This window comes from Nitrobacter hamburgensis X14, from assembly GCF_000013885.1.
In the GTDB taxonomy this organism is placed as follows: domain Bacteria; phylum Pseudomonadota; class Alphaproteobacteria; order Rhizobiales; family Xanthobacteraceae; genus Nitrobacter; species Nitrobacter hamburgensis.
The window spans coordinates 3,928,551-3,947,620 of the sequence record NC_007964.1; the positions used below are offsets into that span (position 1 = coordinate 3,928,551).

The 19,070-nt window shown below is 63.3% G+C and carries 23 protein-coding genes; 16 read left to right on the forward strand and 7 right to left on the reverse strand.

Going from position 1 to position 19,070, the window contains the following annotated elements; genetic code table 11:
• Positions 1 to 161: 161 nt before the first annotated feature.
• Both NHAM_RS18315 and NHAM_RS18320 read left to right on the forward strand, forming a co-directional pair.
• Positions 162 to 380 carry a NepR family anti-sigma factor gene (locus tag NHAM_RS18315; RefSeq protein ID WP_041359243.1) on the forward strand — a complete coding sequence of 73 codons (219 nt, stop codon included), beginning with the start codon at positions 162 to 164 and terminating at the stop codon, positions 378 to 380.
• Positions 380 to 925, forward strand: a complete 546-nt coding sequence (locus tag NHAM_RS18320) for a sigma-70 family RNA polymerase sigma factor (RefSeq protein ID WP_011511942.1) — start codon at positions 380 to 382, stop codon at positions 923 to 925. Before NHAM_RS18315 ends, NHAM_RS18320 begins: the two co-directional genes overlap by 1 nt.
• A gap of 68 nt (positions 926 to 993) precedes the next feature.
• Here NHAM_RS18320 and NHAM_RS18325 read toward each other — a convergent pair whose 3' ends face one another.
• The 3 genes from NHAM_RS18325 to dapF all read right to left on the reverse strand — a co-directional run bounded on the left by NHAM_RS18325 (position 994) and on the right by dapF (position 5,171).
• Complete coding sequence (locus NHAM_RS18325; protein ID WP_011511943.1) at positions 994 to 2,664, reverse strand: CHASE domain-containing protein; 1,671 nt, start codon at positions 2,662 to 2,664, stop codon at positions 994 to 996.
• Positions 2,665 to 3,027: 363 nt separating this feature from the next.
• Positions 3,028 to 4,299, reverse strand: coding sequence for a tRNA (N(6)-L-threonylcarbamoyladenosine(37)-C(2))-methylthiotransferase MtaB (mtaB, locus tag NHAM_RS18335; RefSeq protein ID WP_011511944.1), 1,272 nt, complete (start codon positions 4,297 to 4,299; stop codon positions 3,028 to 3,030).
• Positions 4,299 to 5,171 carry a diaminopimelate epimerase gene (gene dapF / locus NHAM_RS18340; RefSeq protein ID WP_011511945.1) on the reverse strand — a complete coding sequence of 291 codons (873 nt, stop codon included), beginning with the start codon at positions 5,169 to 5,171 and terminating at the stop codon, positions 4,299 to 4,301. Before dapF ends, mtaB begins: the two co-directional genes overlap by 1 nt.
• 262 nt (positions 5,172 to 5,433) lie before the next feature.
• Here dapF and NHAM_RS18345 point away from each other — a divergent pair, with 262 nt between their 5' ends.
• The 9 genes from NHAM_RS18345 (at position 5,434) to leuC (ending at position 13,033) form a co-directional block, all read left to right on the forward strand.
• The gene (locus tag NHAM_RS18345; protein ID WP_011511946.1) at positions 5,434 to 6,162 is read left to right on the forward strand and encodes a GyrI-like domain-containing protein; all 729 of its coding nucleotides are present in this window, start codon (positions 5,434 to 5,436) and stop codon (positions 6,160 to 6,162) included.
• An 8-nt stretch (positions 6,163 to 6,170) separates the two neighbouring features.
• Positions 6,171 to 6,878 carry an SIMPL domain-containing protein gene (locus tag NHAM_RS18350; RefSeq protein WP_041359244.1) on the forward strand — a complete coding sequence of 236 codons (708 nt, stop codon included), beginning with the start codon at positions 6,171 to 6,173 and terminating at the stop codon, positions 6,876 to 6,878.
• 302 nt (positions 6,879 to 7,180) lie between these two features.
• Entirely contained in the window at positions 7,181 to 8,716 is a 1,536-nt protein-coding gene (gene ffh / locus NHAM_RS18355; protein ID WP_011511948.1) for a signal recognition particle protein, read from the forward strand.
• Between the two features lie 220 nt (positions 8,717 to 8,936).
• Entirely contained in the window at positions 8,937 to 9,269 is a 333-nt protein-coding gene (gene rpsP, locus NHAM_RS18360; protein WP_011511949.1) for a 30S ribosomal protein S16, read from the forward strand.
• Positions 9,270 to 9,281: 12 nt separating this feature from the next.
• A complete protein-coding gene (rimM, locus tag NHAM_RS18365) occupies positions 9,282 to 9,803 on the forward strand; it encodes a ribosome maturation factor RimM (RefSeq protein ID WP_011511950.1) in 522 nt (173 codons plus the stop codon).
• 133 nt (positions 9,804 to 9,936) lie between these two features.
• Positions 9,937 to 10,653: a tRNA (guanosine(37)-N1)-methyltransferase TrmD gene (gene trmD / locus NHAM_RS18370; RefSeq protein WP_011511951.1), complete on the forward strand. Its 717-nt coding sequence runs from the start codon at positions 9,937 to 9,939 to the stop codon at positions 10,651 to 10,653.
• Between the two features lie 227 nt (positions 10,654 to 10,880).
• Complete coding sequence (gene rplS / locus NHAM_RS18375; RefSeq protein ID WP_011511952.1) at positions 10,881 to 11,261, forward strand: 50S ribosomal protein L19; 381 nt, start codon at positions 10,881 to 10,883, stop codon at positions 11,259 to 11,261.
• A gap of 151 nt (positions 11,262 to 11,412) precedes the next feature.
• Positions 11,413 to 11,550, forward strand: coding sequence for a hypothetical protein (locus NHAM_RS27670; RefSeq protein WP_198136954.1), 138 nt, complete (start codon positions 11,413 to 11,415; stop codon positions 11,548 to 11,550).
• Between the two features lie 76 nt (positions 11,551 to 11,626).
• Entirely contained in the window at positions 11,627 to 13,033 is a 1,407-nt protein-coding gene (gene leuC / locus NHAM_RS18380; RefSeq protein ID WP_011511954.1) for a 3-isopropylmalate dehydratase large subunit, read from the forward strand.
• Between the two features lie 370 nt (positions 13,034 to 13,403).
• On the opposite strand, the gene NHAM_RS28395 is transcribed toward leuC, so the two are convergent.
• Positions 13,404 to 13,685: a hypothetical protein gene (locus NHAM_RS28395; protein ID WP_245269938.1), complete on the reverse strand. Its 282-nt coding sequence runs from the start codon at positions 13,683 to 13,685 to the stop codon at positions 13,404 to 13,406.
• Here NHAM_RS28395 and NHAM_RS18390 point away from each other — a divergent pair.
• A complete protein-coding gene (locus NHAM_RS18390; protein WP_245269939.1) occupies positions 13,669 to 14,028 on the forward strand; it encodes a hypothetical protein in 360 nt (119 codons plus the stop codon). The genes NHAM_RS28395 and NHAM_RS18390 overlap by 17 nt on opposite strands.
• 115 nt (positions 14,029 to 14,143) lie before the next feature.
• On the opposite strand, the gene NHAM_RS18395 is transcribed toward NHAM_RS18390, so the two are convergent.
• Positions 14,144 to 14,455 (reverse strand): hypothetical protein, encoded by a 312-nt coding sequence (locus NHAM_RS18395; protein ID WP_011511956.1) that lies wholly within the window; start codon positions 14,453 to 14,455, stop codon positions 14,144 to 14,146.
• Positions 14,456 to 14,689: 234 nt separating this feature from the next.
• Between NHAM_RS18395 and NHAM_RS26910 the strand changes: the two genes are divergently transcribed.
• Complete coding sequence (locus tag NHAM_RS26910; protein WP_157043678.1) at positions 14,690 to 14,971, forward strand: hypothetical protein; 282 nt, start codon at positions 14,690 to 14,692, stop codon at positions 14,969 to 14,971.
• 349 nt (positions 14,972 to 15,320) lie between these two features.
• Here the strand turns inward: NHAM_RS26910 and NHAM_RS18405 are convergent, their stop codons facing one another.
• On the reverse strand, positions 15,321 to 15,644 hold the full coding sequence (locus NHAM_RS18405) for a hypothetical protein (RefSeq protein WP_011511958.1): 324 nt from the start codon (positions 15,642 to 15,644) through the stop codon (positions 15,321 to 15,323).
• 128 nt (positions 15,645 to 15,772) lie between these two features.
• On the opposite strand from NHAM_RS18405, the gene NHAM_RS18410 reads away from it, so the two are divergent.
• The 3 genes from NHAM_RS18410 to NHAM_RS18420 all read left to right on the forward strand — a co-directional run bounded on the left by NHAM_RS18410 (position 15,773) and on the right by NHAM_RS18420 (position 17,704).
• Positions 15,773 to 16,174 (forward strand): metallopeptidase family protein, encoded by a 402-nt coding sequence (locus NHAM_RS18410; RefSeq protein WP_011511959.1) that lies wholly within the window; start codon positions 15,773 to 15,775, stop codon positions 16,172 to 16,174.
• Between the two features lie 68 nt (positions 16,175 to 16,242).
• A complete protein-coding gene (gene leuD / locus NHAM_RS18415; protein WP_011511960.1) occupies positions 16,243 to 16,848 on the forward strand; it encodes a 3-isopropylmalate dehydratase small subunit in 606 nt (201 codons plus the stop codon).
• A 205-nt stretch (positions 16,849 to 17,053) separates the two neighbouring features.
• Positions 17,054 to 17,704: a carbonic anhydrase gene (locus tag NHAM_RS18420; protein WP_041359245.1), complete on the forward strand. Its 651-nt coding sequence runs from the start codon at positions 17,054 to 17,056 to the stop codon at positions 17,702 to 17,704.
• 142 nt (positions 17,705 to 17,846) lie between these two features.
• On the opposite strand, the gene NHAM_RS18425 is transcribed toward NHAM_RS18420, so the two are convergent.
• Positions 17,847 to 18,881, reverse strand: a complete 1,035-nt coding sequence (locus NHAM_RS18425; protein ID WP_011511962.1) for an aspartate-semialdehyde dehydrogenase — start codon at positions 18,879 to 18,881, stop codon at positions 17,847 to 17,849.
• Between the last annotated feature and the right edge of the window lie 189 nt (positions 18,882 to 19,070).

A 19,070-nucleotide genomic window follows, 5' to 3' on the forward strand; every position in this document is an offset into this window, starting at 1 on the left:
ATCCGCCGCCATGTGGTCTACGCCCCAGCATGACAAAAGTTCCCTGCCCCCGGAACTTTCGCTCCGGCTTTGAATTAGGCTCCATACAAGTTCCGTGAAAACTGCGTAACAAACGGGGAACTTCTCGGCTTTTCAATATCTTGAACCCTGGGCGCTCAATGATGAAAGATACAAAGCCATCAACCGGCAAAGGCGGCCTCAATGCCGAGATTCAGCCCAGAATCGGGCATCAGCTTCGTGCCATGTATGACGATGTCGTGAGGCAGGGCGTCCCGGACCGGTTTGCAGAATTAATTCGAAAGCTCGATGCATCGGGGCCAGAAGATCCACAAATAACCCCCGCGGGCGACTTCGACACAAAAAACGACGGGAGGGACTAATGCCTCTCACAGATTCACTACGCGAGGATATCCTGGCATCAGTACCGAATCTGCGCGCATTCGCGATTTCGCTGAGCGGAAATGGCGATCGTGCCGACGACTTGGTGCAGGAAACCCTGCTCCGCGCGCTCGCCAACATCGATTCGTTCCAGCCGGGATCGAACCTTCCGGCGTGGCTGTTCACGATCCTGCGCAACCTGTTCCGCTCGGACTACCGGAAGCGGCGGCGCGAGGTCGAGGATTCCGACGGCAACTATGCGAAAACGTTGAAATCGCAGCCGAACCAGAACGCCCATCTGGAATTCGAGGAATTCCGCGCGGCGCTCGACAAGCTGCCGCAGGATCAGCGCGAAGCCTTGATCCTCGTGGGCGCTTCGGGTTTCTCCTACGAGGACGCCGCGAAGATCTGCGGATGCGCCGTCGGTACCATCAAGAGCCGCGTCAACCGCGCGCGATCGAAACTGAGTGCCCTGCTTTACGTCGAGGGCACCGAGGATTTTGGCCCGGACGACACCGTCCGGGCCGTGATCGGCAGCGGCCGATAGCTCGACCATCAAGGTCTCGCGGCGACAACGGCCCGGAACAGCAAGACGGCAGCCGGCGGGCCCATCATTTAGCGGGCTTGATGGGTAACAGGCCGGATGGGCGCGGATATCTGCGTCGTGCGATCTCTCTCGGTCACATCCACAACGGTCTCCATGGGAGCGGCGAGTTCATAGACATAGCTCGCCTCGGTAAAATACCGCTTGGACACGCCGCCCAGCGCCTCCGGCGCAACGCGGTCCAGCAGGATGATGCCAAAATCGCTGTCCTCGCGGCGGGTCGCGGCACTGGTATTGAATTCCTCCCACCGAAAACGAAACATCGCCTCGCTGCCCTCGCCCTCGACTGCCCAATGCACGACGATATGCGGATGCTTGCCGACCAGCGAAAGTCCTTCGTCGGAATGCGACGCCAGTTCGAAGAACAACAATGAGAGGCTCTGCGCCGCGCGCGCACTCACGGTGATGTCCGGACCGTTGACCGCGATGCGGTCGGTGTGGGGGATGGCACGCGCCTCGAACAGTCCCCTCAATTTGACCCCCTGCCACTGGCTCTCGCTGAGCAGCGAGACCACGTTGGACATGGCATGGATCCGGCCGATCAGCAGTTCGCGGGCGACTTCGATGTCGGAGCCGTGCCGCAACGTCCGCGTGACGATCGATTGAATCACCGCAAGAATGTTTTTAACCCGGTGATTGAGTTCATCGATGACGGCGGTCAACCGCCGCTCGAAACCGATCCGAACCTGGATTTCCCGGCTCAGCCGCAAGTTGTTATAGGCGACATATCCGAACAGGCCGCAAATGATGCTTGTCAGCGCAAGACCGATCGCGGCCACCACCGCGGCCAGTTTTTGCGCGCGATGGATCGCATTGTTTTTCGGGTAATAGCCAAGCGACCAGTCCCGTCCGCCGAAGATCACCGTCCGGAGCACCAGCGGAACGGGATCGGCCGGACGTCTGAGGCGTGACGTGACATTGCCGCTGTCGTCGGCGATCAATTCCGAGCGTGGGTTTCGCGGATCTTTCAGGACAACGGAGAACAGCGACAGTTCGTCGTTCGTCAGCATCAACGACGCGAGTTTATATGAAAATGTAATAAAGCCAGCCGCCGTCTCGCTTCCCTCCTGGAAAACCGGCGTTGCGATAACCAGCCCGATCGGGCCATCGGGCATCAGCAGATGGATCGGATCCGATACGACCGGCGTTCTCGTCTGCATCGCACGGGCGAACATCGGCCCCAGGATCGGATCACGGTCGAGCGAGCGGCCCGGAAATACGACCGTTTCCGCGTTTTGCGGCTCAACGTCCATCACCACGTCGATCGGCTTGTCGAGCGAATGCAGATCGCGCGGCGTATCGTCAAAGCTCCGGATTTGCGGATTCGGAAATCCGGCCGCCGCCAGTGCTGCATCAGCCTGCGGGAGTTCACCCGGATGAAGACGCGCAACCCAGCCGGCGGTAACGAAATCGGTCTTGAAGGCATAGATCGACGCGCGCAACGGGTGGAGCATGTTGGCTCTCACCGCGGAGGGCGACCGAAACAATCCCGATGCGACTCGTGCCAGCAGTTCTCGTTCGATGAGACGCTCCTGGACCAGGCTGGCATGAACGTCGATCGCGCGCGACAGCGCGATCCTGTCGATCGCCAACTCCTGTTCATAACCGCGCCACGCCGCAAGGCCGGAGAGTAAAACCCCGATAACCGCGACCAAGCCGATAACGAAACCCAGCCGAACCACGTGCCTACCCGGAAATGAATGAAGCCGTTCGCAACTTTGGCCGGCCTTTGACTGTTAACAGCAGCGCCCCGCCCTGACGATGCCCGACATCAATCGCGCCGCGCCGGCCTGGTTCCGTCCCGACGAGCAAAACTCGGGGACGATCGTTAACAGAGTCCGGCCAACCGACTCCGAGATTCACCATCACGAAAGACCCTCGGCGCGCATTCGCCTTGCGTCGACCCGCATCATTTCCGTCGCGGCGAGACGTCAGGCGTAGAGCCTTTTCGCTTCTGATGGAATCAGAAGCGAGGCTCTATGATTTTGAATTGACGCGTTTTCTTCACGCGACCCGGTACCCACTTCGCTCGAAAACGCTCTAAATCACACCAGCAGTCGCGCACCATCGTGCCCTGAAATCATCCGCGTTCGCACCGCGCCGGGCGTCTCTCCCGCAATCGCGACCGGGACAAAATGCTCGGTGCGGCCCTGAGTGGCGCTTTCGATCAACACCTGACGCGTTGCGCCGATGTCCGCGGCAAGCCGCCGCCGCAGCGCGGCTCCGGCGGCGGCGCGCAACTGCCCGGCGCGGTCTTTGATGACCTCGCCCGCGACCGGTGGCATCCGCACCGCCGGCGTCCCCGGACGCGGCGAATAGGGAAACACATGCAGGAAGGTGAGATCGCAGTCCGCGACCAGATCGAGCGACCGCGCGAACATGTCATCGGTCTCGGTCGGGAAACCGGCGATGATGTCGGCACCGAAGGCGATGTCCGGCCGCAACCGCCGCACCTGCGCACAGAAGTCGATGGCGTCCCGACGCGAATGCCGCCGCTTCATCCGCTTCAGGATCATGTCGTCGCCGGATTGCAGCGACAGATGCAGATGCGGCATCAGCCGCTCCTCGTTCGCGACCGCATCAAGCAAATCCCGATCCGCCTCGATCGAATCGATCGACGAGATTCGCAGCCGCCTCATCTCCGGCACATGCCGCAGGATCCGCTTGATCAAGCCGCCCAGTCTCGGCCCACCCGGCAGATCGGCGCCGTAGCTCGTGAGATCGACGCCGGTCAGCACGATCTCGGCATGACCGGCCTCGACGAGCACGCGCACCTGATCGACAACCGCGCCCATCGGCACCGAGCGCGAATTGCCGCGCCCGAAAGGAATGATGCAGAAGGTGCAGCGATGGTCGCAACCGTTCTGCACCTGCACGAAGGCGCGGGGCAGGCCGCCTTGAAAGCCCTCGACGAGATGCGGCGCCATCTCGGTCACCGCCATGATGTCGGCGACGGCGATTTTTTCCTCGTTCGCGATCCCGAAATCGGCCACTGCGGCGAATGCGGTCCGCGCGTCGCGCCAGGTGTCACCGCGCATCTTGTCGTCGTTGCCGATCACGCGATCGACTTCGGGCATCTGCGCGAACATCGTCGGCTCGATCTGCGCCGCGCAGCCGGTGACGACGATGCGCGCCGACGGCCGCTCGCGCTTCAATTTGCGGATCGATTGCCGAGCCTGCGCCACCGCCTCGTTGGTGACGGCGCAAGTGTTGACGATGACGACGTCGTCAAGGCCGGCATCGTCCGCATTGCGGCGGATGACTTCGGATTCGAAGGCATTGAGCCGGCAGCCGAAGGTGACGACGTCGATCGTCATCACGCGACGCTGGCGAACAGCGCCGGATCGAAGGTGCCGGCATATTCGAACACGGCCGGACCGGTCATCAGCACATGATCGTCGCGCTCGCGCCACTCGATGGTCAGACCGCCGCCGGGGAGCACCATATCGACAACGCGGTCGGCGCGCTTGAGCCGCGCCGCTGCCACCGCCGTCGCGCAGGCCGCCGAGCCGCAGGCCTTGGTCATACCCGCGCCGCGCTCCCAGGTCCGCATCACGATGCGATCGCGGCCCGCGATATGGGCCAGCGTGATGTTGGCACGCTCGGGGAAGATCGGATGGTTCTCCAGCAGCGGCCCGAAGCGTTCGAGATCATGGGCGTTCACGTCGTCGACCCAGAAGATCGCGTGCGGATTGCCCATGCTGACCACCGACGGCGAATGCAGCACCGGCGCATCGATCGGCCCGACCTGCAATTCGATATAGCGGGTATCGCGGAATTCCTCGGCGAGCGGGATGTCCCGCCAGCCGAATTTTGGCGGTCCCATGTCGACGGTGTAAAGACCAGGCGCGGGACCCTGCCAGCAACTCAACAGCCCGGCGCGGGTCTCGAAGGTCAGCGCCGCCTTGCCTGTGGCCTCGAACACCTGCCGCGCCACGCAGCGCATGCCGTTGCCGCAGGCATTCGCTTCCGAACCGTCGTTATTGTAGATGCTGACGAAAGCCTCGGTGCCGGGAAGCCGCGGGGGTTGCAGCACCATCAACTGATCATAGGGAACGCCGCCCGGCGATGCGACCGCGCGCGCCTCCTCGGCCGTCACCGCGGCGGGACGGTCACGCAGATCGACCACGACGATCTCGTTGCCGATGCCGTTCATCTTGCTGAAAGCGTGGTTTGCGAGCGTGCCCATATCCGGCGTCCAATTTTCCCGGCCTTCATCTTCCGCCGCTATATATGGCGAATGCGCGGCGGTTGGCCAGTGCGACCGGCGCCCGCCATCGTTAACGCAAATCCGTCTCAGTGCCCCACACCCGCCACGATGCGGCATGACATATCTGTCATGGGACGGACGCCGAAGCCGCGTGTTAAGCATCGCATGATTCCGCCCGTAACAGCGGCTAAGGACCGGGTCTCGCGGACATCGGCCGGCACGACCAGGGAGACCCTCTATAATGAATTGCCCCCGCCTCTTTCGCCGCCTCGCGATCGCAATGATTCCGGCGGCCTTGTCGCTCGGGCTCTCCACCGTGCTGGCCCAGACACCGCCCGCGGCCCCTCCCGGCGCGACGGCGCCCGCAACCCCGGCTCCGCCTGCCGCACCGACCGCGCCCGGAACGACAACGCCGGCCACACCGACCCCACCCCCGGCCGAAGTGCAGACGCCGGAGAACCCGACCGCCGAGGCCCCGAAGCCGCCGGTCACCGCGCCGGTGCAGACCGCCGATCCCTTTGGCGAGGAATTCACGCTGGTGCCGAAGACCGTCCTGACATTCAGAAACAACGCCACCTGGGACACCGCGTTCGAGACGCTTATCGATTCCTTCAAGTCGCTGGCGGCCGTTCTCGACAAGCAGGGCGTCAAGGCCGCCGGCAATATGATGATCGTCTACACCTCGACCGACGACACCGGCTTCTCGTTTCTGGCGGAAGTCCCGGTCGATCAGGACCTCAATTACCTGCCCAAGGCCATGAGCATGGGCAAGTCACCCGAGGGCAAGGCGCTGAAGTTCGTGCATCGAGGCTCCTATGACAACATGGACAACACCTATGAGGCGATCACCAACCACCTTGACGACAAGAAGCTCGAGGCCAAGGATACCTTCATCGAGGAATACATGACCGATCCGCTGAAGACCGAAGAAGACAATCTGGTCATCAACGTCTATGTGCCGCTGAAATGAGAGCCGTCATGCCAAACCGGATCCCTCTCACGATCGCCGTTGCCACCGTCGCCGCTCTGGCCGCGATGCCGGCGCAAGCCGAAGCGGCGCCGCCGCCGACGGTCGCGGTAACCGGCGAAGCCACAATCTCGGTGCCGCCCGATCTCGCGCGGATCGAAGCAGGCGTCACGACCGACGCCAAGACCGCGCGCGAAGCCTCCGACGCCAACAACGCCGCCATGGGCAAGGTTTTGCTGGCGCTGAAAAGCGCGGGCATTGCTGAAAAGGACTATCAGACCTCGCGACTGTCGCTGCAGCCGCAATATGCCAATCAGAACCGCCCCGGACCGAACGTCCTCACCGGCTATCGCGCCACCAACCGCGTCACCGTCAAGCTGCGCGACATCCTCAAGGTCGCCAGCGTGATCGACGCGGTGACCGCGGCCGGCGCCAACGATATCGGCGGCATCCATTTCATGGTGTCCAACGCGTCGAAACTCCTCGACGACGCCCGCACCCAGGCGATCGCCGACGCGCGGCGCAAGGCGGAGATCTATGCCAAGGCGGCGGGCGTCACGCTCGGCGCGCCCCTGAGCATTTCGGAAGAGGGATCACCCGGGCCGGTGATGTATCGCCGGGCCGCGGCGCCGATGGCCGCGGACGTCGCCATCGCGCCCGGCGAAGAGACGCTGAGCGTCACAGTCGGCGTCTCCTGGGCGATCAAGGAGGGGCCGTGATGCCATCGCCGCTCCAAAGCGATCGCGCGGAATGCCGATTCCGTTGGTCATGCGCGCTGAAAACCGGGCAACTGCCGCGCCAATCGGCTTGACTCCGGCAGGCCCGCGCCTGTAAATCCGCCCGAATTCTCGAAGAGATGTTCTTTTCGACCCGCCGACCGGCCGCAGGGGCCGGAGGTCAACGCCCGACAGCGCTGTGCGCCCTCGGGCGCAAACGTGTTTTGGGTTTGCGTCTCACAGACCCTCGATCGTCATTCCCGGACTTGTCCCGGCCGTGACGAAGATGAAGACAGGAACGGCTCATGTTCGACAATCTGTCGGAAAGGCTCGGTGGCATTCTTGATCGGCTGACGCGGCGCGGCGCGCTGACGGAAGCCGATGTCGATGCCGCCATGCGCGAGGTGCGCCGGGCGCTGCTCGAGGCCGACGTCTCGCTCGATGTCGTCAGAAGCTTTACCGACAAGGTCCGCGAGCAGGCGATCGGCGCCACCGTCGTCAAATCGGTGACGCCGGGCCAGATGGTGGTGAAGATCGTCCATGACGAGCTGATCGCCACGCTCGGTGCCGACGGCCAGACCATCGACCTCAATGGGGTGCCGCCGATCACCATCATGATGGTCGGCCTGCAGGGCTCGGGCAAGACCACCACGACAGCAAAGCTGGCGCGACGGCTGACCGAGCGCGACAAACGTAAAGTCCTGATGGCCTCGCTCGACATCTATCGGCCGGCAGCGATGGAGCAGCTCGCGGTGCTCGGCCGCGATCTCGATATCCAGACGCTGCCGATCCTCGCGGGCCAGAAGCCCGAGCAGATCGCGCGCCGCGCGCTGGAAGCCGGCAAGCTTGGCGGTTACGACGTGGTGCTGCTCGACACCGCCGGCCGCACCACGCTCGACAACGAAATGATGTCCGAGGCGGCGAACATCAAGGCCGCCGCCCGCCCGCACGAAGTGCTGCTGGTTGCGGACTCGCTGACCGGCCAGGACGCGGTCAACCTCGCGCGCTCGTTCGACGAGCGCGTCGGCCTCACCGGCATCGTGCTGACTCGAGTGGACGGCGACGGCCGCGGCGGCGCCGCGCTATCGATGCGTCAGGTCACCGGCAAGCCGATCAAGCTGATCGGTACCGGCGAAAAAACCGACGCGCTGGAGGATTTCCATCCCTCCCGCATCGCCGGCCGCATCCTCGGCATGGGCGACGTGGTCACGCTGGTCGAAAAGGCCGCCGCCAATATCGACGCCGAAAAAGCCGCGCGCACGACCGAGAAGATGCGCAAGGGCCAGTTCGACCTCAACGACATGCGCGAGCAGTTGTTGCAGATGACGAAAATGGGCGGCGTATCCGGCCTGATGGGCATGATGCCCGGCGTCGCCAAGATGAAGAACCAGATCGCCGCAGCCGGTCTCGACGACAGGATTATCAAACGTCAGGTCGCGGTGATCGATTCGATGACGCGACAGGAGCGCAAGCATCCCGATATCCTGAAGGCCAGTCGCAAGCGGCGCATCGCTGCCGGCGCCGGCCAGAAGGTCGAGGAGATCAACAAGCTGCTCAAGATGCATCGCAGTATGGCCGACATGATGAAGATGATGGCAACCGGCAAGCGCGGCGCGCTCGCCGGCATCGCGCAGGCGATGGGCTTTGGAGGGGGCATGCCGAGCCCCGAACAGATGAAAGCGCTGGCGGAAAAAATGCCGAAAGGCGCCGACGGCCTGCCGCAAATGCCGAAGGATCTGCCGGCGGGATTGCGCGGCGGCCTACCTAACCTTCCCGGCCTCACCGGACTTGGCGGCAAGCCGACGCTGCCCGGCCTCGGCTTTCCCCGGAAGAAGAAATGACTGCCGTCACTCCCTCCCATCCCACGGCGTCATCGTCCGCGAAGGCGGACGATCCAGTACTCGGTGGCCTATCGTTTCAATTGGCTGATCCGAGGTTACTGGATGCCCGCTGGAGCCTGTCATCGGGCCGGCAAAGCCGGACCCGTTGGCGGGCATGACGACTTCTCCCCGCTTTAACAACACAACCAACTCACCAGACAGACTTCCAAAGGAGAACCTTATGCCCGTCGTGATCCGCCTCGCCCGTGCCGGCACCAAGAAGCGGCCGGTCTATCATGTCGTCGTCGCCGATTCGCGCTATCCGCGCGACGGCCGTTTCATCGAGCGGCTCGGCTACTTCAACCCGCTGATGCCGAAGGACAATGCCGACCGGCTCAAGATCGACCTCGACAAGGTCAAGGCCTGGCTCGCCAAGGGCGCGCAGCCGTCCGACCGCGTGGCGCGTTTCCTCGATGCCGCCGGCGTCAAGAAGCGCACGGCGCGCAACAACCCGGAGAAGGCCGTGCCGCGCAAGGAGCGCAAGGCGCAGGCCGAAGCCGCCGCGAAGTCCTGAGGCTGAACCGGCATGACGGCGCGCGTCTGCGTGGCCCGGATCGGCGCCGCGCATGGCCTGCGCGGCGAGGTGCGGCTGTGGACCTTCACCGAAGACCCGATTGCGGTGACGCGATACGGCTCGCTCTCGACAAAGGATGGCGCACGCCAGTTTGAAGTAACGCACGCGCGCGAGGTCAAGGACTACCTCGTCGCAACGCTCACAGGCGTGACCACGCGCGAGGAGGCCGAGCGGCTCAACGGCACCGACCTCTACGTCGCGCGCGACAAGCTTCCGGCGACAGACGAGGGCGAATTCTACCACGCCGACCTGATCGGTCTTGCCGCCGTCGATGTGGCCGGCAAGCCGCTCGGAACCGTCGCCGCCATCCACAATTTCGGCGCCGGCGACATCATCGAGATCGCGCCCGCGCACGGTCCGACGCTGATGCTGCCGTTCACCGATGCCGTGGTGCCGACCGTGGATATCGCCGGCGGACGCGTGGTGATCGAGATGCCCGGCGAGATCGACGGCGATACGCCTGACCAGGCATGACCCACGCCACTGTTCCGTATTCTGCCGTCATCGCCGGACTTGATCCGGCGATCCATCATTTCCGAAAGATGATGGATACGCGGGTCAAGCCCGCGTATGACGCCGTTACACGATGATCTCCTGGTGGTAGTCCATGTGGCGCACGACCGTCCTGACGCTGTTTCCCGAGATGTTTCCGGGGCCGCTCGGCTTGAGCCTCGCCGGGAGGGCGCTCGTCGCCGGCCTGTGGGCGCTGGACGTCCGCGATATCCGCTGCTCCGCCGCCGACCGTCACCGTAGCGTCGATGACACCCCGGCCGGCGGCGGTCCGGGCATGGTGCTGCGCGCCGATGTGCTTGCCAAAGCCATCGACGCGGCGGAGTTTTCGCCGGACAGGCCACGCCTGCTGATGAGTCCGCGAGGTCGGCCATTGACCCAGTCACAGATCGTAGAATTGTCCGCAGGGCCGGGGCCGCTGATTGTCTGCGCGCGGTTCGAGGGGGTGGACCAGCGGGTCATCGAGGCCCGCGGGCTCGCGGAGGTGTCCATCGGAGATTATGTGCTGTCAGGGGGCGAAATCCCCGCGATGGCGCTGATCGACGCCTGTGTCCGGCTTTTGCCGGGCGTGATGGGCAAGGCGGAATCCGGCGCAGACGAGAGTTTTTCGCACGGACTGCTTGAATATCCCCAATACACCCGCCCGCAGCAGTTCGAGGGCCGCCCGATCCCCGACATCCTTCTGTCCGGCGACCACGCCAAAGTAGCGGCCTGGCGACGGGCCGAGGCGGAAGCCCTCACGAAGGCCCGCCGGCCCGACCTCTGGACGGCATGGGCCGGGCAAAATCCGCCAAAAAGCAACACAGACGGGTGACAACGCCCCGGCTTTGCCGTATATGAGCGCCAAATCCGCGCAGCGAGCATTTTCAGGCAAAGTGGAACCCGGTTTGCCGATAGAGAATGCTCTCACTCATTGAGTTGCGCGTATTCTTTTCGCAAAACCGGTATCCACTTTTGCGGAATACGCGCCGCTGGATACTGGACAGAAGAATTCCGCGCAGCCCCCTCAATTGGCCGGGCGCGTCGCCGATGGAGATTGCAATGAACATCATTCAGCAGCTCGAAAAAGAGCAGTTCGACAAACTATCGGCAACCAAGACCATTCCGGAGTTCGGCCCCGGCGACACCGTGATCGTCAACGTCAAGGTGGTCGAAGGCGAGCGCACCCGCGTACAGGCCTATGAAGGCGTGTGCATCGGCCGCTCCGGCGGCGGGCTCAACGAGAGCTTCACGGTCCGCAAGATTTCCTACGGCGAGGGCGTCGAGCGCGTGTTTCCGGTGATGTCGCCGATGATCGACTCGATCAAGGTGGTGCGCCGCGGCAAGGTGCGCCGCGCCAAGCTTTATTACCTGCGCAATCTGCGCGGCAAGTCGGCCCGCATTGTCGAGAAGAAGACGGACCGCGCGGCCGCGACGAGCTGAGCGCACGCCGCCCCGCCTCCGAAGCTTTTCGAAAGCGCGGCATCGGCCGCGCTTTTTTATTGCCGTGCTCGCGCCTATCTATCGCGGATGCAGGCCGCCGCGGTACGATCGTTCGATTGTCGCGGCGTAGGTGGCCATGTTAGAAGATGGAATGGTTCCAGATCAGACCAGCATGGGCATCGGCCGCCTCATCACGCGCATCGTGATCGACGACCGCAGCCGGTTGCCCGGACGCTTTTTCGGACGGTTCGCGACATCCGCAACCTCGGAGCTTAGGCGCGCGGTCTGACGCCGCGTTCCCTCGTCAGCGACTGTCTCGCGCGTCCGCGCGACCCGCTCAAAGAGTTTCCAAAAGGTTCACGTCCATGTCCAAACCGACAACCCTGTACGACAAGATCTGGAACGATCATCTCGTCCACGAGGCCGAGGACGGCACCTGCCTGATCTACATCGATCGTCACCTCGTGCATGAAGTGACGTCGCCTCAAGCGTTCGAGGGCCTGCGCGTAGCCGGCCGCAAGGTTCATGCGCCGGAGAAAACGCTCGCGGTGGTCGATCACAACGTGCCGACGACCGATCGCACCAAGCCCAATCCCGATCCGGAGAGCGCCGAGCAGATCGCGACGCTGGCGCAGAATGCCAAGGATTTCGGCATCGAATACTACAACGAGTTCGACAAGCGTCAGGGCATCGTCCACGTCATCGGTCCCGAGCAGGGCTTTACCCTGCCCGGCACCACCATCGTCTGCGGCGACAGCCACACCTCGACCCACGGCGCGTTCGGCGCGCTGGCGCACGGCATCGGCACCTCCGAGGTCGAGCATGTGCTGGCGACGCAGACGCTGATCCAGAAGAAAGCAAAGAACATGCGCGCCGTCGTCTACGGCACGCTGCCGGACGGCGTCACCGCCAAGGATATCATCCTCGCCATCATCGGCGAGATCGGCACCGCCGGCGGCACCGGCTATGTGCTGGAATATGCCGGCGAGGCGATCCGCGCGCTGACGATGGAAGGCCGCATGACGGTCTGCAACATGTCGATCGAGGGCGGCGCACGCGCCGGCCTGGTCGCGCCGGACGAGAAAGCCTACGAGTTCCTGAAAGGACGCCCGAAAGCGCCGAGGGGCGCCGACTGGGACGCGGCGATGCGCTACTGGGAGACGCTGCGCAGCGACGACGGCGCGCACTTCGATCACGAGATTCGGCTCGACGCCGCCAGGCTGCCGCCGATCGTGACCTGGGGTACCAGTCCTGAAGACGTCATTTCGGTGACCGGCAAGGTGCCGAACCCTGCCGACATCGCCGACGAAGCGAAGCGGCTCTCCAAGGAGCGCGCGCTGCACTATATGGGCCTGGCTGCCGGCACCAGGATTACCGACATCACGCTCGACCGCGTCTTCATCGGCTCCTGCACCAACGGCCGCATCGAGGATCTGCGCGCGGCGGCGAAGATCGCGGATGGCCGGACGGTGAACGGCAACGTCAATGCCATGGTCGTGCCCGGTTCGGGGCTTGTGAAGGAGCAGGCGGAGGCCGAAGGCCTCGACAAGATCTTCATCAAGGCCGGTTTCGAATGGCGCGAGCCGGGCTGCTCGATGTGCCTTGCGATGAATCCCGACAAGCTGAAGCCGGAAGAGCGCTGCGCCTCGACCTCCAACCGCAACTTCGAAGGACGGCAAGGCTTCAAGGGCCGCACGCATCTGGTGTCGCCGGCGATGGCGGCGGCGGCCGCGATCGCCGGACATTTCGTCGACGTGCGCGAGTGGCATTGAAAATCTTCGCTAGAGCCTTTTCGCTTCTGATGGAATCAGAAGCGAGGCTCTATGATTTTGAATTGACGCGTTTTCTTCACGCGAACCGGTGCCCACTTCGCTCGAAAACGCTCTAAATAGTCTCATGCCCAACACCCGGCCGAATGGCGATCGATCTTAAACTTCTCGGGCGCAAGAGAGTGACGTGCCGCTATTCGTCGTGCTGCGCGGCGGCCTTGCGCCCGACGCCGCAATGAAGCAAAATATCAACCGTGCGATCGAGAGCGAGTCGAGTCGCTTTCTGCCGCATGAAATTTTTGCGATGCAAGAAAGATCCGCGCGCATTGTCCGGCAGAAAGCAGGGCGCTGCGATCAGGACGTTGCTATCCGGTCATCCGATCGAAAAAACATCAACGTGAATGCGATAGCGAATCCGGCCTGCCTGGACTGGTGGGTTGCCTTCGCCGGAAAATTCCGTCAGTCGTAATGATGTCATGAAAACAGCCAAGACCAAAGCCCCTGCCCGCAAGGCAGCAAAAACGGCGCGTCCATCCGCCCAAGCGAAGGCATCGGCAAAGGTGCCCACAAGGACGCCTCCCAAGACGCCTGCAAAGCCGGCGTCCGCAAAGGACAAAGCTGCGAAGCCGGTGGCGGTCGTGAAGAGCAGCAGCAAGGCCGCATCGTCTGCGACTGAAATGCCGGTCGCGACCGCGCCGCGCAAAGCTCTCACCTTGCCGCCGAAGCCGGCTCCCGCCGTCACCGCCCCGATTATTCACGCACCCACAGTCGTGCCGGCGACGCCTGCCGCTACGACGACCAAACCGGTATCCAGTCCTGCGCCACGCGCCGACGTGCCGCCCGCATCCGGCTTTACGCTGCTGGTCGACGGGCATTTCAAGAATCAGTTCGAGACGCTGGCCCAGGCAAAGCAGGCCGCCACCGAATTGAAGTCGCGTTTTCCGATCCTTCGGATCGCGGTCTATGACGCTGCGAACAAGGAACGGCTGCCGGTCTGATCGGCATCACTGCATCGGCGCGCAACGGGCGTGGCGCGCAGCGGCCGCGCATCTCGGCACCGGCTTGCAGAGGAAGGGATGCCGTCGTCCTGAGGCGGATGGACTTCGACAGTCCTTACCAGGACGGATCGAGGCCGTAACCGAAGCCGAACGGAAAGAACGGCGCCGGTCCCTGCGGCACGTAGTAAGATGGCCGTTCGTCGTAGGGCTGATAAGGACCACGTACATAGACGCGCGGACGATGGTGCCGGTCGCGATGTCTCCGATGCACGCGATGGCCACGCCGCGCCGCGCCGACGTCAGTTAGCGCCGTGGACCGCGCGGCGACAGCGCCGGAACGCGAGCCCGCCTCCGCGCGTTCGAGGGATGCTGCGCCGGACAACGCCACGATTGCCGCTGCAAGGCCCACGCCGAGATATGTCTTCATGGCAATTCCCTTGGGTTGACGCGCGCTGCCGCAATTAGGCTATTCTTCTGATGATATCCGCGCCGCGTAAAAAAAACAGGCCCGCAACGCGGGCCTGTTCGACTATGGGCGGGGTCCGCTTTGGCCAACCACCCGGATCGGATCAGCGCTAAAGCATTTCCCGGTGAAGTGGAAACCGGTTCACCGTTAGCTTAGAGCGCCCGCTCTGATTCGATCAGAGCGGTAAGCGCTCTAGTGGCGATGACGGTTGTGGCGATGATGCCCCTGGTGACGATGCCCACGGTGATGATGCCCATAGTGATGGTGATGGCGATGAGGCCGCCAGTGGTGATGATGGTGATGATGGCGAGGCCGCCAGTGGCGATTGTGGTGATGCCCCCACTGCACGTCAGTCGTCAGCTTGCCGGCGTCGACCTGCGCGGTGGTGACGATGCCCGGGCTGACCGGCGTTGCCGCCTGCGCCTGCTGTGCGGGAGCCGCGACAACCAGAAGCGCACCGAGGGCGGCAAATCCTAGAATTTTCTTCAAAAGCATATAGACCTCCTTAGGGTGGAAAACGTAACCGCGCACGTCAGCAGATCGCCGTCGCGATGCGAGCGACGAAGCTAGAAGCGACGATGTGAATGCGACGTGAATGTACCTGCCGCAATCATCAGCGGCGACGATGCGTCGCACACCTGGCGCATGATCCGCCAAAGTGTGAGCGGTTTGGCGAAAAGATCATGCGCATTCTCATATTTTAGAGCGCGATCGGACGCAAAACCGGAATCCACTTTTGCTGATCGCACTCTCGCCTTGCCGACTCGTTGAAACACTCTCGTTGAAATACATCGAGAACGAGCCGAGCGGCGCCCGCGCGGCGCCGTCAGCCGTGGCGCCAGTAACAGTTCATCCGCGGAACGATCACCGTGCCGCTCGGTCGGAATTCCTGCACATAATACGCGGTGCAATCGCGTACCGCGTCGGGACCCGGATTGTAGCTCGGATAGACTCCACGCTCGTCCTGGCGATAGATGCGCACGCGCGGTCGCCGCTTGCGGGTCCGGGCCGACACGTCAGACGGCACGGCACGATCCGTGCTCCGCGCCGCCGTTTGCGCCTGCGCGCCGCCCGCAGACAGCATCGCACCCGGCAGCAGCAGGACCAGTGCTCCCATCGCAAGCCCCGCCGTTGTCATCCTGACGTCCATAGTCGTGCCCCGACTGACCCTGTTTGCGGCGAACGGTCTCCGATTGCCGCCCCCGCGTCAACTCTACAAGACCGCCTCGATCGCAAAAAACGGTGCCGTGACGGCGAAACACGGGCTAAACAGACGCCATGTGGACGTCCGCCAAAGCCCCCTCGCTGACTGACATGGAAACCATGGCGCACGAGGCGTTTGTGCGCCTGCCCGAGCATTTCCGGCGCCTGTGCGAGGGCCTCATCATCCGCGTCGAGGATTTCCCGACCGACGAGGTGCTGGACGAGATGAAGGCCGACAGCGAATACGATCTGCTGGGGCTGTTCCAGGGCACGGGCCTGCCGTTCCAGAGCCACGATGACGTTGCAAGGCTGCCCAATCTGATCTGGCTCTACCGCCGTCCCATCATCGACTACTGGGCCGAGCATGACGAAACGCTCGGCCGCATCATCAGCCATGTGCTGATCCACGAAATCGGCCACCACCTGGGGCTGTCCGATGCCGACATGGAAGCGATCGAGGCGCAGACGGCAGGCTAACCCCGCCTGATCGACCTTGGATCGAGGCCGGGGTCGGGATAGAATGGCCGCTTACGAGGAACCCGGTCATGGACAAGTTCACAACGCTGGAGGGCGTCGCGGCGCCGCTGAAGATCATCAATGTCGACACCGACATGATCATTCCGAAGCAGTATCTGAAGACCATCAAGCGCACCGGGCTTGGCAAGGGGCTTTTCTCGGAGCAGCGCTACAGGGACGACGGCTCGGAGAATCCGGACTTCATTCTCAACAAGCCGGCCTATCGCAACGCCAAGGTCCTTGTCGCCGGCGACAATTTCGGTTGCGGCTCGTCGCGCGAACACGCGCCGTGGGCGCTGCTCGACTTCGGCATCCGCTGCGTGATCTCCACCTCGTTCGGCGACATCTTCTACAACAACTGCTTCAAGAACGGCATTCTGCCGATCCGCGTGACGCAAGCCGACCTCGACAAGCTGTTCGACGACGCCGAGCGCGGCGCCAATGCGACGCTGACCATCGATCTCGCCAATCAGGAAATCCGCGGCCCCGACGGCGGCAAAGCGACATTCGAGATCGACCCGTTCCGCAAGCACTGCCTGCTGAACGGCCTCGACGATATCGGCCTGACGATGGAAAAGAAGTCGGCGATCGACAGCTACGAGGACAAGGCGAGGCGCGAGCGCGCCTGGGCCTGATCTTGCTCGCGGCGGCCCCGAGGTGGCGCAGGCGGCCCCTGACGTCACCCCTGCCCGTTTCGGCACGGTCCGCTCGATGACCGAGGCAGAGATGCCTCGGTCATCGACAGAGCCTCCGCCGGCAGCATTTGCGGCATGCCTTCGAAAGCCTTGTTCGGAACGTCCGGCTGTGGTTTCACCGTGCGGACGACGGATGAGGTGCGACGTGAAAACTTTCCCGCAACAACTGATCGACGGCTATCACACCTTCACGGAACAGCGTCTGCCCGCGGAGCAATCGCGCTATCGCGCGCTGTCCGAGCGCGGCCAGTCGCCCGAGACGATGGTGATCGGCTGCTGCGATTCGCGCGTCTCCCCGGAGGTGATTTTCGATGCCGGGCCCGGCCAACTGTTCGTGGTGCGCAACATCGCCAACCTGGTGCCGGTCTATCAGCCCGACGCCAATGCCCACGGCGTCTCGGCTGCGCTGGAATTCGGGGTGCAGGTGCTCAAGGTGAAGCACATTGTGATCCTCGGCCACGCGCAATGCGGCGGCGTCAGCGCCATCATCAACAAGACCGCGCCGCTGTCGCCCGGCGACTTCATCGGCAAATGGGTGGCGATGTTCATCAAACCCGGCGAGGTCGTCGAGCAGCGCGATCACGAGACGAAGAAGCAATTCGCCACTCGCATCGAGAAGGCGGCGGTGTTCCGCAGCATCGAGAACCTGATGACCTTTCCCTTCGTGCGGAAATCCGTCGAGAGCGGACATCTTCGCCTGCACGGCGCCTATTTCGGCGTCGCCGAAGGCTCGCTCTACGTGCTCGATCGCGAGACCAAGGAATTCCGCAGCGTCAGGGACAATAGCCTCGTCTGAGGTCTTGTGAGCGGGCAGCCGACGCGGGGCCTGGAAAGCCTGGCGCCGCGGCGTAAAGCATCTTGACGCGTTTTCTTCACGCGAACCGGTATCCATCCTCGGGTCAGGCCCGAGGACATGCTTCGCTCGAAAACGCTATAAGTCAGGCGGCTTTCTGCTTGGCGCTGATCAGCTTGCGGTTGATCAGGCACTCGGCGATCTGGATCGCGTTGAGCGCCGCGCCCTTGCGCAGATTGTCCGACACGCACCAGAGCTGCAGGCCGTTCTCCACGGTCGCATCCTCGCGGATGCGGCTGATATAGGTGGCGTCCTCGCCCGCCGATTCGTACGGCGTGACGTAGCCGCCCGGCTCGTGCTTGTCGATCACCAGACAGCCCGGCGCGTTGCGCAGGATGCCGCGCGCCTCGTCGGCCGTGATCGGCTTCTCGAACTCGATGGTAACGGCCTCCGAATGGCCGATGAACACCGGCACGCGTACGCAGGTCGCGGTCAGCTTGATTTTGGGATCAAGAATCTTCTTGGTCTCCATCATCATCTTCCATTCTTCCTTGGTGTAGCCGTCCTCCATGAACACGTCGATCTCGGGGATGACGTTGAAGGCGATACGCTTCGGGAATTTTTTGGTGACGAGCTCGCTCGCGGTGTAGACCGCCTTGGTCTGGGCGAACAGCTCGTCCATGGCGTCCTTGCCTGCGCCCGACACCGACTGATAGGTCGCGACCACGACGCGCTTGATGACGGCCTTATCGTGCAGCGGCTTCAGCGCCACCACAAGCTGCGCGGTCGAGCAGTTCGGATTGGCGATGATGTGCTTTTTGGTGAAGCCAGCGACCGCGTCCGCGTTGACCTCGGGCACGACCAGCGGCACGTCCGGGTCCATTCGCCAGGTCGACGAGTTGTCGATCACGACCGCGCCGGCCGCGCCGATCTTCGGCGACCATTCCTTCGACACGGCGCCACCGGCCGACATCAGGCAAATGTCGGTATCGCTAAAATCGTAATTTTCCAGCGCTTTGACTTTGAGGGTTTTGTCGCCGTAGGAGACTTCGGTGCCGACGCTGCGCCGCGAGGCCAGCGCCACCACCTCGTCCGCCGGGAATTTCCGCTCGTCCAGAATGTTGAGCATTTCACGCCCGACATTGCCGGTCGCTCCGACCAGCGCGACTTTGTAACCCATCGTTCACTCTCCGAAGAAAATTGCCTCCCTTGTCGCTCGCGCGCAGAACAAAGGAAGACGATGCGCTTCTATGCGAGAAACGCCGTCAAGACAACGTCGGACCCTGGTTCCTACGTGACCGATTCGGGCGGTGCAGCCTGCCGAAATCCATTCGGTTGTGCGCGACTTCGCCGACATAGGCGCCAAGGT

Excerpts from the sequence above, each read along its gene's own strand:
- NHAM_RS18345 (WP_011511946.1), top strand. The coding sequence starts at position 5,434 with ATGAATTGCCCCCGCCTCTTTCGCCGCCTCGCGATCGCAATGATTCCG.
- trmD (WP_011511951.1), top strand. The coding sequence starts at position 9,937 with ATGTGGCGCACGACCGTCCTGACGCTGTTTCCCGAGATGTTTCCGGGG.
- rimM (WP_011511950.1), top strand. The coding sequence starts at position 9,282 with ATGACGGCGCGCGTCTGCGTGGCCCGGATCGGCGCCGCGCATGGCCTG.
- rpsP (WP_011511949.1), top strand. The coding sequence starts at position 8,937 with ATGCCCGTCGTGATCCGCCTCGCCCGTGCCGGCACCAAGAAGCGGCCG.
- NHAM_RS18395 (WP_011511956.1), bottom strand. The coding sequence starts at position 14,455 with ATGAAGACATATCTCGGCGTGGGCCTTGCAGCGGCAATCGTGGCGTTG.
- NHAM_RS18350 (WP_041359244.1), top strand. The coding sequence starts at position 6,171 with ATGCCAAACCGGATCCCTCTCACGATCGCCGTTGCCACCGTCGCCGCT.
- NHAM_RS18425 (WP_011511962.1), bottom strand. The coding sequence starts at position 18,881 with ATGGGTTACAAAGTCGCGCTGGTCGGAGCGACCGGCAATGTCGGGCGT.
- dapF (WP_011511945.1), bottom strand. The coding sequence starts at position 5,171 with ATGGGCACGCTCGCAAACCACGCTTTCAGCAAGATGAACGGCATCGGC.
- ffh (WP_011511948.1), top strand. The coding sequence starts at position 7,181 with ATGTTCGACAATCTGTCGGAAAGGCTCGGTGGCATTCTTGATCGGCTG.
- NHAM_RS27670 (WP_198136954.1), top strand. The coding sequence starts at position 11,413 with ATGGTTCCAGATCAGACCAGCATGGGCATCGGCCGCCTCATCACGCGC.
- NHAM_RS18405 (WP_011511958.1), bottom strand. The coding sequence starts at position 15,644 with ATGGACGTCAGGATGACAACGGCGGGGCTTGCGATGGGAGCACTGGTC.
- NHAM_RS18410 (WP_011511959.1), top strand. The coding sequence starts at position 15,773 with ATGTGGACGTCCGCCAAAGCCCCCTCGCTGACTGACATGGAAACCATG.
- NHAM_RS18315 (WP_041359243.1), top strand. The coding sequence starts at position 162 with ATGAAAGATACAAAGCCATCAACCGGCAAAGGCGGCCTCAATGCCGAG.
- leuD (WP_011511960.1), top strand. The coding sequence starts at position 16,243 with ATGGACAAGTTCACAACGCTGGAGGGCGTCGCGGCGCCGCTGAAGATC.
- mtaB (WP_011511944.1), bottom strand. The coding sequence starts at position 4,299 with ATGACGATCGACGTCGTCACCTTCGGCTGCCGGCTCAATGCCTTCGAA.
- NHAM_RS18320 (WP_011511942.1), top strand. The coding sequence starts at position 380 with ATGCCTCTCACAGATTCACTACGCGAGGATATCCTGGCATCAGTACCG.
- rplS (WP_011511952.1), top strand. The coding sequence starts at position 10,881 with ATGAACATCATTCAGCAGCTCGAAAAAGAGCAGTTCGACAAACTATCG.
- leuC (WP_011511954.1), top strand. The coding sequence starts at position 11,627 with ATGTCCAAACCGACAACCCTGTACGACAAGATCTGGAACGATCATCTC.